The organism is Candidatus Polarisedimenticolaceae bacterium (assembly GCA_036376135.1).
Classification (GTDB): domain Bacteria; phylum Acidobacteriota; class Polarisedimenticolia; order Polarisedimenticolales; family DASRJG01; genus DASVAW01.
This window is the reverse complement of record DASVAW010000023.1, coordinates 1-8,174: the sequence shown is the minus strand read 5'-3', so window position 1 is coordinate 8,174 and position 8,174 is coordinate 1. Positions and strand designations below refer to the sequence as shown.

The following is an 8,174-nucleotide window of genomic DNA, read 5'->3' as shown; positions in this document are numbered from 1 at the left end:
GTTGAACGCGTCGCGGAACTGCTCGACCAGGGTGATTCGCTGGCAGTCGGCGCGCCGTAATCGGAGCGTCGAAGGCGATGCGAGGACTCTCACGATGAACCCACCACCGGACTCGTTGAGGCGACGAGAGCATGGCGGGATGAGCCTGCATGAAGCCTGCTACCAGGGACGAGTTGAAGTCGTGGCCCAGCTACTCGCGAGCGGTGAGGACCCCAACGGGCCGGCCGATCCCACCGAACGCGAGTGGATCTCTTGTGCTGGACGCAGTCCCAAGCCTCTCAACTGCGTAGCGATTGCATGGACGACGACAGCTGACCACGTGGAAGTCGCGAGGCTCCTCTTGGAGCACGGCGCGGTCGTGGACGACTCCGTGCTGGAAGATCACGCCATAGAGATGGTGTGTTGTACTGCGGACTCGGCTCTTCGTCGACTCTTGGAGGCGGCCCGAGGTCGGTGAGTCGCAGGAGATGGACGACTCGCGCATGAGCGGTGGGCGAGTCACGCAAACCGGCGGTGCGTCGCCGTCGGCCTTCGTGATCCTTGATTCCCCGCTCACGCGGGGAGATGGCCCCCCGGCGCACGAGGTCTTCTAACCCACCACCTTCGCCAGGTGCACCCCGAACCACCCCTTGGGATCGGTCGCGGTCCCCTCGCGCCGGAAACCGGAGCGCTCGAGCATACGATCCACCATCGGGAGCGAGTACTTGACGCTCGACTCGGTGTGGACGCGCTCGCCGTCGGCGAAATCGACCGGCATCGCGAGATCCCGGATCCAGACCTGCTGGTAGCCGTCGCTTTCGAGGTGCATCTCGATCCGCGAGCGCGACTCGTTCCACAACGCGACGTGGCGGAACCGTGCCGGCTCGAACGTGGCCCCGAGCTCGCGGTTGAGGCGGACGAGCACGTTCCGGTTGAACGCGGCGGTGACGCCGGCGGCGTCGTCGTAGGCGGGAACGAGGATCGCCGGGTCCTTGCGCATGTCGGTGCCGAGGAGGAGGGAGTCCCCTTCCTTCAGCGCCGCGCGCAGCCCCGAGAGGAGCTTCACCGCTTCGTAGTCGTCGTAGTTCCCGATCGAGCTTCCGATGAACAGGACCATCTTCCGTCCCGGAAGCTCGCGCAGGCGATCGACGACGGCCTCGTGGTGCGCGGCGATCGGCTTCACCTCGGCTCGCGGGAGCTCCTTCGCGAAACGCGCCTTGGCGATCCGGAGCGGGTCGGACGAGACGTCGGTCGGAATGAAGGTGCAGCGTCCCTGCAGGCGCAGCGCGGCGCGGACGAGGATCTGGGACTTCGTCGCCGTCCCGGCGCCGAGCTCGACGATCGTGAGCCTGCGGTTCCCGGCGGCGGCTTCCACGACGGCGAGAGCGTCGCGCTCGAGGATCGATCGCTCGGTGCGCGTCGGGTAGTACTCGGGGAGCTCGGTGATCGCCTCGAACAGGCGCGAGCCCTCGTCGTCGTAGAAGAGCCAGGCGGGGAGACGTTTGGGGGAGGCCGTGAGACCGTCCCGCACGACGCGCGCGATGGGGGAGTATTCGGGGAGGCGGGCGACGCGTTGCATGCGGGCGGGAAGCGCGACCATCGGATCCTCCTGCGCTACCCTCCGATGCATCGCCGGTCGCGAAAGTGTCGTGGCGAAACGTCTTGTTGCGTCGATTCATCGGAGGGCTGTGATGCCGACCACGACCCGCGCCGCCACCGACCGGATCCGTCAATTCCTCCAGGTAAGGGAGACGACCGAGCGTCTCGCCGCGCGCCTCACGCCGGAAGATCAGCAACTCCAGTCGATGCCGAACTGCAGCCCGACCAAATGGCATCGGGCGCACACGACCTGGTTCTTCGAAACCTTCGTGCTCCAGCCGCGTGGCCTCGCGCCGTTCGACCCCTCCTATTCCTACCTGTTCAATTCGTATTACGAGGCGGTGGGGCCGCGGCACGCACGGCCCAGGCGCGGGATGCTCTCGCGCCCGACGGCGGAGGAGATCGGCGCCTACCGGCGTGCGGTCGACGCACGGGTCGTCGAGGTGCTGGAGGGGCTCGACGAGCTGGCGCTTCGCAAGCTGCGCCCGGTGCTCGACCTCGGGTTGAACCACGAGCAACAGCACCAGGAGCTGATCCTCACCGACATCCTTCACGCCTTCTCGGAGAATCCGACGAAGCCGGCGTACGCGCAAGCGGCGGGGTTCGCGAAGCCGACGTCGTCGCCGCTGCGGTGGTTCGATGCCCCCGGCGGGCTCGTCGAGATCGGCGCGCCCGAGGGGAACGGGTTCCTCTTCGACAACGAGTCGCCGCGGCACAAGGTGTGGCTCGAGCCGTTCGCGCTCGCGTCGCGGCTCGTGACCGTCGGCGAGGTCAAGGCGTTCATCCGCGAGGGCGGGTACCGCAATCCGGCCCTGTGGCTTTCCGAAGGGATCGACTGGGTGCGCGCGAACGCGATCGAGGCGCCGGGGTACGCCCGGATGGAAGGGGAGGCCTACGTCGCGTTCGGACTCACCGGTGAGCGCGAGGCCGACGACCACGAGCCGGTCACGCACGTCTCGTTCTACGAGGCGGAGGCGATCGCGCGGTTCCTCGGGGCGAGGCTTCCGAGCGAGGCCGAGTGGGAGGTCGCGGCGAGCGCCCTTCCGATCGAAGGGAACTTCCTCGAGGACGAGGCGTTCCGCGCGATGCCGGCGCCGGCGGTCGGCGGTCGGCCGAGGCAGCTGTTCGGCGACGCGTGGGAGTGGACGCGGTCGAGCTACGAGCCCTACCCGGGGTATGCCCCCGCGCCGGGCGCCCTCGGCGAATACAACGGGAAGTTCATGGCGAATCAATACGTCCTGCGCGGCGGGTCGGCGTTCACGCCCCGAACGCACATCCGTGCGACGTACCGGAACTTCTGGCATCCGGACACGCGTTTCCAGCTCACGGGGCTGCGCCTGGCGAAGTCGCTGTGAGCGAACGCTACGACGCGCTGATCATCGGAACCGGGCAGGCGGGGAAACCCCTCGCGCGCGATCTCGCGGCCGCGGGGTGGAAGGTCGCGATCGTCGAGAAAGGCGCGGTCGGCGGGACGTGCATCAACACCGGGTGCACGCCGACGAAGACGATGGTCGCCTCGGCGCGCGTCGCCCATCTCGCCCGGAACGGAGCGACGTGGGGCGTGCAGTCCGGCGACGTGGCCGTCGACCTTCCCGCGGTGGTGCGACGTAAGCGCGAGGTGGTGTCGAGCTTTCGCGAGGGGAGCCGGCGGCGACTCGTCTCGACCGAGGGCGTCACGCTGATCGAGGGGGCTGCGTCGTTCGTCGGTCCGCGTCGGATGCGGGTCGGGGATCGGCTGCTCGAATCGGAGCGGATCTTCCTCAACACCGGAACGCGCGCGGCGAAACCCGACCTTCCGGGACTCGACGCGATCCCGTGGATGGACCACGTCGGGATCCTCGAGCTCGAGACCCTGCCCGATCATCTCGTGATTCTCGGCGGCGGGGTGATCGGAGTCGAGTTCGCGCAGATGTTCCGCCGGTTCGGAAGCCGCGTGACCCTCGTGCATCGAGGGGCGCACCTGCTCGCCCGCGAGGACGAGGACGTCGCCGAGGCGATGGCGGCGATCCTGCGCGAGGACGGCGTCGACGTGCGGCTCGGCGTGAAGACCGACGCGTTTCGGATCGGTGATCTCGGAGGGTCGCACCTCCTCGTCGCCGTCGGGAGGACGCCGAACACCGACGCGTTGAACCTCGCGGTCGCGGGGGTCGAGACCGATGCCCGGGGTTACCTGCGCGTCAACGACCGGCTGGAGACGAACGTCCCCGGGATCTGGGCGCTGGGGGACGTGAACGGCGGGCCGCAGTTCACCCACGTCGCGTACGACGACTACCGGATCGTCGCGCGGAATCTTCTCGGCGACGGGAAGGGATCGACGACGGACCGGCTCGTCCCGTGGACCGTCTTCACCGACCCGCAGCTCGGGCGCATCGGGCTCACCGAGGCGCAGGCGCGAGCGGAGGGGCGACGGTACCGCGTCGCGAAGATGCCGATGGACTACGTCGCCCGCGCCCTGGAGATGGGGGAGAGCCGCGGCTTCATGAAGGCGCTCGTCGAGCTCGAGACCGACCGGATCCTCGGCGCCGCGGTTCTCGGGATCGAGGGGGGCGAGATCGCGACCATGCTCCAGCTCGCGATGATGGGCGGGCTCACTGCCCGCCAGCTGCACGACGCGGTCTTCCCGCACCCCGGGTTCGCCGAGGCCCTGAACAACCTGTTCGCTTAACTGGGGACAGTCACCGTATTTCCGTAAATGGGGACAGCAACCTATTTCCGGAAGGGGTCAGACGCCTGCGCTCACGCAAGCGCGCCAGTCGTATTGCAGGCGTCTGACCCTTTCCGGAAATAGGTTGCTGTCCCCATTTACGGAAATACGGTGACTGTCCCTAGTTAAGCGAGTACTGGTCGATGACCCGCTCGATCGCGCGCGAGCAGACCTTGCAGAACCCGACCTCGTCGCGGGTGAACATGATGCAGTCGGTCTGCGGACGGTAGAACCCCTTCCCTTCGTAGTTGGCCCCCTCGAACGCGCCGACCTTCCCCGAGAACTTCATCGACGAGAGCATCGGCGTGTCGATCCCCTGCTGCTCGCGAAACAGGGCGTCGAACTCCGCCTCGGGGGCCTGACGCCGGATCAGCTCCATGCGCTTGGCGAGGAACGCCTTCGCCTTCGTCTCGTAGGCTTCCTTGTCCCAAGGGGTCGGGACCGGCGTCGCGGACTCGACGAGGTCTTTCCACTTGAGCTTCGCGGGGTCCTTCAGCCGGGTGACGTTCGGCTCCCACGGTTCGGGGCCGTCGGCCGGGGATTCGTTGTAGGCGACCGGCGACATGTAGTACTCGTCGGCGAGACCGGCGAAGTGGTGCCCGAACTCGTGGATGAAGACGTACGTCGCGAACGCCGTGTCGGACGACGCGGTCGCCTGGAAGTTGTAGATGCCGCCGCCGCCGTATTGCTTCTCGTTGACGACGATCTCGATGAACTCGTACGGCGCCGCCGACAACGCGTCCCGCAGGGCGCGGTTGTCCCACGTGAGCAGGTACCGCTCGGAGTCGAAGATGTTGTACTCGGCGGAGACCGGCGTGCGGCGGAACTTCCCGACGTGCGGACGGTTCACCCCCGACGACTCCGACGGGAGGTCGATCGCGCGGACGTTGAAGTCGCCCTTGCGCGACTTGAACGGCTCCACGGCGAACAACGCGCCGACGAGCCGCTTCACGTCGGCGTGGAACTTCGGCAGCTCCGAGGAGGTGTACCCCTCGCCCAGGACGAGCAGGTCGACTTTCTCGGTCGCGGGGCCGTTCTCGAAGACGGTCCAGACCGCCCCCTTGGGCGCGAGGTCGGCCGCGTTCACGAATCGCGACGACGGGTCGATCGAGGTCGTCCACACGTCGCGGAAGAGCCCCTCGGCGTCCCGCCGCTTCAGCACGACCTGTACCGGGCGCTTCGGCCACGGGAAACGCAGCGACTCGTGGAAGGTCCGCGACATCGTCTTCGGCTCGTCGGTGACCTCCCACTCCCCGTACAGCGACGCGAACCCGCGCGAATAGACGACCCGCTGGGTCTCGGGGTCGCGCACCTCGAAGTAATAGGTGCCGAGGTTCAGGGGATCGAGCAGGCGCGTTCGGCTTCCCGCCCACGCGCCGTCGGCGACGACGCGGTCGAGCGCGACGATCTCCCCCTTCGGCCCTCCCGTGTGGAAGTAGTCGACGCGCATCGTGCGCATCTCGAAGTCGGCGTCGAACCCGGCGACCGCCGCCGCAAGCACGAATCCTGCGAGGATCATCCGAACCTCCCTTCCTCGAACCACCGCTCGAGCTGCCCGAGCGTCTCCACGCGCGCGTGCGCCCCCGCGACCGACGCGGCGGGGGTGTAGGGCGACGCCACCGCGATGCAATACGTCCCGGCCTCGAGCGCCGCCCGGACGCCGAACTCCGAGTCCTCGAGAACGAGCAGCGAGGGCGGGGTCACCCCGAGGCGCTCCGCCGCGCGCAGGTAGATCTCGGGGTCGGGCTTGCGCCGCGTGACGTCGTCCTTGGTGAGCACGACGTCGAAGGCCTCGCGCAGGTCGAACTTCGTCAACGCTTCCTCGACCCCGGCGCGGCCGGAGCTCGTCGCGAGCGCCGTCGGCAACCCGCGCCCGCGTGCGGCCTCGATCGCCTCCCGCGCTCCGGGGAGCAGGACGGCATCCCGCCGCCAGATCTCCGAGTAGCGCGCCCCCTGCTCGAGCTGCAATCCCGGGAGCGCCTCCTCGCGAAGCCCGCGCCGTCGCGCGAGGACGGGGCCGTAGTCCACCGGGTGCCGGCCGACGATCTCGGCGGCATCCTCGGGGCGGAGCGGGGCCCCCGCGGCGGCGAACGCCTCGAAGGCCGCCCGGACGTTGATGGTCTCGGTGTCGAGCAACACGCCGTCGAGGTCGAAGGCGACGGCACGGATGCGCGCGGTCATCGGAGCGAGTCTAGTCCACGGGCCAAACGGCCCAACCGAGCGCCGCGAACCAGCCGATCACCGTCCACCCGCCGAGGAGGTTGAGGGTCGTGATCTTCCCTCGGGAGGGATGCCGGCGACGAAGCGCGATCCAGGACGGCAGCGGGTAGATGAACAGGGCGAACAGGAGGAGCAGAAACTCACCGTGGCCGATCGTCGCCAAGGGACCTCCAGCAGGCGAACGCGGGGCGAAGTTTACGCAAAAGCTTTCAACGTGCGACGTGGGATTCTTCCGATCGTCACGCGACCGTCATAGATTCGTGACGCATGAAACCCATCGTCAAGGAACAGGCGTCGGTCGCAGTGGTCGGAGCCGGCATTTCGATCGGCACTCCGCTGCTGGTCCTCGGCGTGGTCCTCCCCGGCGCGCAGCTTCTCATGGTGGCCGCGATCGTCCTCCTCGTCCCGAGCATGATCTTCGGGATGCGCTGAGGCCCGACCCCCGTATAGGACCTTGGGGCAACGCTGACGCCGCGGAGCCCGACCTTGCGTACTTCTCGAGTCCGGCCCGGGATGTCCCCGGCCTCGCCTCAGGGAGTACGCATGAAGGTCCGCCTGGCCGTCCTCATGGCCGCGATCGCCGCGGCCGCCGCCCCGGCCGTCGCCGGCGAGACCTCCGTCACCGCCCTCACCACCTTCACCGAGACCTTCGACGTCGCCAACGACGGCGGCTGGACCTTCGGCACCGGCTACGAATACGTCGATCCGGCGAGCGGGCACCCCGGCGCATGCCTTCGCGACGACAACCTGGCGACCGCGATCCCCAAGGCCTCGACCTCGTTCGGCACTTCGAGCCCGTTCACCGGCGACTGGGCCTCGCGCGGGGTCGTGTCGATCGGGATCGACCTCGCGACGATCTACGCGGAGGGGTCGATCGCGACCATGCCGCTGTCGATCGTCCTGCTCAACGACAACGGCACCCCGTTCGACCTCACGGACGACTGGGGCGCGTTCTTCGTGACCGACCGGATCGTGCCGCAGCCCGGCGTGATCGGATTCGCCGGAACGGACGAGATGCTGAACTGGGTCTCCTACGACTTCGCGATCCCCGCGACCTCGAGGCAGTGGCCCGAAGGGTGGCGCTGGATCGCGCGGGGCGGGTACGTCCACGACCGAGGGGCCTGGGGGCGCCTCATGCGCGACGTGTCGCACGTCGGGTTCACCTACGGCGATCCGTCCATGATCTGGCCGTTCCGCAACTGGGACCTCGCGCTCGACAACCCGCGCATCACCTGGACCGTCGCCCCTTAGGCTCGGGTCCCGCATCGGGCTCCGGCGGGCGGCGGCCGAACTTCTCGTCCACCGCCCGCCGCAGCAGGTACTCGATCTGGCCGTTCACGCTGCGCAGCTCCTGCGACGCCCAGCGGTTGAGGTCCTCCCACAACGCGGGGTCGATGCGGAGCAGGAACGCCTTGCGCTCGGCCACGGTCGCGCGCTCCTACTGGTAAAGCGTGCCGGCGTTGATGACGGGGGATGCGGCGGACTCGCTGCACAACACGACGAGCAGGTTCGACACCATCGCGGCCTTCCTCTCCTCGTCGAGCTGCACGACGTTCTCGTGCGCGAGCTTCTCGAGCGCGAGCTGCACCATGCTCACCGCGCCGTTGACGATCTGGTGGCGCGCCGCGACGACGGCGGAGGCCTGCTGGCGCCGGAGCATCGCCTCGGCGAT

General features: G+C 68.5%; 10 protein-coding genes. 4 read left to right on the top strand and 6 right to left on the bottom strand.

The window, feature by feature from the left end:
• Window positions 1-589: 589 nt before the first annotated feature.
• Window positions 590-1,579, bottom strand: a complete 990-nt coding sequence (egtD, locus tag VF139_02180) for an L-histidine N(alpha)-methyltransferase (protein ID HEX6850186.1) — start codon at window positions 1,577-1,579, stop codon at window positions 590-592.
• Between the two features lie 91 nt (window positions 1,580-1,670).
• Between egtD and egtB the strand changes: the two genes are divergently transcribed.
• Together egtB and VF139_02170 are read left to right on the top strand one after the other, a co-directional pair.
• A complete protein-coding gene (gene egtB / locus VF139_02175) occupies window positions 1,671-2,933 on the top strand; it encodes an ergothioneine biosynthesis protein EgtB (GenBank protein ID HEX6850185.1) in 1,263 nt (420 codons plus the stop codon).
• Entirely contained in the window at window positions 2,930-4,243 is a 1,314-nt protein-coding gene (locus VF139_02170) for a mercuric reductase (protein ID HEX6850184.1), read from the top strand. Before egtB ends, VF139_02170 begins: the two co-directional genes overlap by 4 nt.
• A 160-nt stretch (window positions 4,244-4,403) precedes the next feature.
• Here the strand turns inward: VF139_02170 and VF139_02165 are convergent, their stop codons facing one another.
• The 3 genes from VF139_02165 to VF139_02155 are packed head-to-tail and all read right to left on the bottom strand — an operon-like array spanning window position 4,404 to window position 6,665.
• Window positions 4,404-5,801: an IgA Peptidase M64 gene (locus VF139_02165; GenBank protein ID HEX6850183.1), complete on the bottom strand. Its 1,398-nt coding sequence runs from the start codon at window positions 5,799-5,801 to the stop codon at window positions 4,404-4,406.
• Entirely contained in the window at window positions 5,798-6,463 is a 666-nt protein-coding gene (locus VF139_02160) for an HAD family phosphatase (protein ID HEX6850182.1), read from the bottom strand. The genes VF139_02165 and VF139_02160 overlap by 4 nt, the downstream gene beginning before the upstream one ends.
• Window positions 6,464-6,473: 10 nt before the next feature.
• Window positions 6,474-6,665 carry a superinfection immunity protein gene (locus VF139_02155; GenBank protein HEX6850181.1) on the bottom strand — a complete coding sequence of 64 codons (192 nt, stop codon included), beginning with the start codon at window positions 6,663-6,665 and terminating at the stop codon, window positions 6,474-6,476.
• A gap of 104 nt (window positions 6,666-6,769) precedes the next feature.
• On the opposite strand from VF139_02155, the gene VF139_02150 reads away from it, so the two are divergent.
• Together VF139_02150 and VF139_02145 are read left to right on the top strand one after the other, a co-directional pair.
• Window positions 6,770-6,934 carry a hypothetical protein gene (locus VF139_02150; protein HEX6850180.1) on the top strand — a complete coding sequence of 55 codons (165 nt, stop codon included), beginning with the start codon at window positions 6,770-6,772 and terminating at the stop codon, window positions 6,932-6,934.
• 111 nt (window positions 6,935-7,045) lie between these two features.
• Entirely contained in the window at window positions 7,046-7,753 is a 708-nt protein-coding gene (locus VF139_02145; protein HEX6850179.1) for a hypothetical protein, read from the top strand.
• Here the strand turns inward: VF139_02145 and VF139_02140 are convergent.
• Window positions 7,731-7,928 (bottom strand): hypothetical protein, encoded by a 198-nt coding sequence (locus VF139_02140; protein HEX6850178.1) that lies wholly within the window; start codon window positions 7,926-7,928, stop codon window positions 7,731-7,733. The two genes, VF139_02145 and VF139_02140, sit on opposite strands and share 23 nt — an antisense overlap.
• Window positions 7,929-7,940: 12 nt before the next feature.
• Window positions 7,941-8,174 (bottom strand): hypothetical protein (locus VF139_02135; GenBank protein ID HEX6850177.1); only part of this gene is annotated, 234 nt, incomplete at its 5' end.

What these genes read in the sequence shown, in the direction of transcription:
- egtD (HEX6850186.1), bottom strand. Translation starts at nt 1,579, where the DNA reads ATGGTCGCGCTTCCCGCCCGCATGCAACGCGTCGCCCGCCTCCCCGAA.
- egtB (HEX6850185.1), top strand. Translation starts at nt 1,671, where the DNA reads ATGCCGACCACGACCCGCGCCGCCACCGACCGGATCCGTCAATTCCTC.
- VF139_02165 (HEX6850183.1), bottom strand. Translation starts at nt 5,801, where the DNA reads ATGATCCTCGCAGGATTCGTGCTTGCGGCGGCGGTCGCCGGGTTCGAC.
- VF139_02160 (HEX6850182.1), bottom strand. Translation starts at nt 6,463, where the DNA reads ATGACCGCGCGCATCCGTGCCGTCGCCTTCGACCTCGACGGCGTGTTG.
- VF139_02150 (HEX6850180.1), top strand. Translation starts at nt 6,770, where the DNA reads ATGAAACCCATCGTCAAGGAACAGGCGTCGGTCGCAGTGGTCGGAGCC.
- VF139_02145 (HEX6850179.1), top strand. Translation starts at nt 7,046, where the DNA reads ATGAAGGTCCGCCTGGCCGTCCTCATGGCCGCGATCGCCGCGGCCGCC.